We start from the raw sequence: 1,439 nt of genomic DNA on the forward strand, positions 1-1,439 counted from the left end.
TTGGGATATCTCGGAGATGTATCTTGATAGTCCGTGGTTATGGCCGCGCTTATGGCAGGGGAATCCAGAGATAGACAACCCTCATCTGATTTATCCGGGCGATAAACTCTCTCTGGTTTGGTTGAATGGTCAGCCAGTCTTGAGCCTTAAACCAGTGATTAAACTCAGCCCAAAGATTCGCGTGAGAGATAAAAAAGCGGTGCCGACGGTCGATGAGGGTTTAGTTCTTCCATACCTTCAATCAGATCGACTCGTCACTCAATCGGATATCGACTCCGCACAGCGAGTGCTGGGCACCAGTGATGGACGCAAGTTTTTAACCGCTCAAGACCGACTGTTTATCTCTGGAAAGCAGCAACATCAAAAGTGGGGCATCTACCGAGCTGTCGCGGAGTATCAACGTAGTGAGCCTCAATCGTCGATGGTGTCACTGCGCTTAGTGGCTAATGCTCACCTTAGTTCCGTTGAAGCCTCGTTTAGCAGCTTGCAGGTCGACTCTCAACTGCAAGAAATCTTAGTCAATGATGTGGTGTTGCCAGAATTGAATATTGACCAAGCCGCGCTCACGACGACCTTTTACCCTGCGCCAACCGCCGCAGGACAGTTTGCTCATATTGTGGGATCTTTGGAGGGAGGGAAGTTCAGTGCCAAGAACCACGTGGTGGTGATAGATAGAGGCACTCACGATAACCTTCGCCAAGGGTCGATGTTTTCGCTCAGTGAGGCTGGCGCGGTGGTTTATGGTCAGCAAGGTGACTACAGCTACGACAGTGAGGCTCTGGGTGATAAGATCCAACTGCCAAGCACGGAAGTGGGGAATTTGATAGTCATAAGACCGTATCAGTACTTCAGTTTGGCCTTAGTGACTCAAAGCAGCAAACCTATTAGTCAGGATATCTTAGCTGTTTCACCGCTCTCAAGTGATGACTCTGACAAGTAGGATTCTCCCATGACAGAGCAAGAGCTAGCAGCATGGTTGAGGTTAAGCTTTGTCCCCAAGTTGGGTATGAAGCGCCTTAAGCGTTTGTTGGCCATAGACTCACCGCAAAATCTTGCCGATTACTCTCACCAACAGCTCACAGCGATTGGTTTCTCTGATTCGCAGATAGCCTACCTTAAATTCAAGACTGAGCCTTTGGTTGAAGAGTGCTTAGCGTGGCAAGCCCAAAGTCCGACTCATCATATTGTGACTCACCAATGTGCTGCGTATCCACCTTGCTTGCGTCAGATAGCCAGTGCGCCGGGCACCTTATTTGTGCGCGGCAATATTAGCACGCTGAGCGATCCTCAGATCGCAATGGTCGGCAGCCGCAACGCGAGCTTAGAAGGTTTGCAAACAGCTAAGGCCTTCGCCCGTGAATTTACCCAAAGTGGTTTGATTGTCACCAGTGGTCTCGCGCTCGGTATTGATGGCTATGCTCATGATGGCGATCTAGAAG

At 49.9% G+C, this 1,439-nt stretch carries 2 protein-coding genes; both read left to right on the plus strand.

Annotated features, from left to right (window positions below; all coding sequences use genetic code 11):
• Positions 1-940: LysM peptidoglycan-binding domain-containing protein (locus KIV40_RS28850; RefSeq protein WP_285352652.1), on the plus strand; the 940-nt coding region annotated here is incomplete at its 5' end.
• Between the two features lie 9 nt (positions 941-949).
• Positions 950-1,439: DNA-processing protein DprA (locus KIV40_RS28855; protein ID WP_285352654.1), on the plus strand; the 490-nt coding region annotated here is incomplete at its 3' end.

The organism is Vibrio sp. D173a, assembly GCF_030248475.1.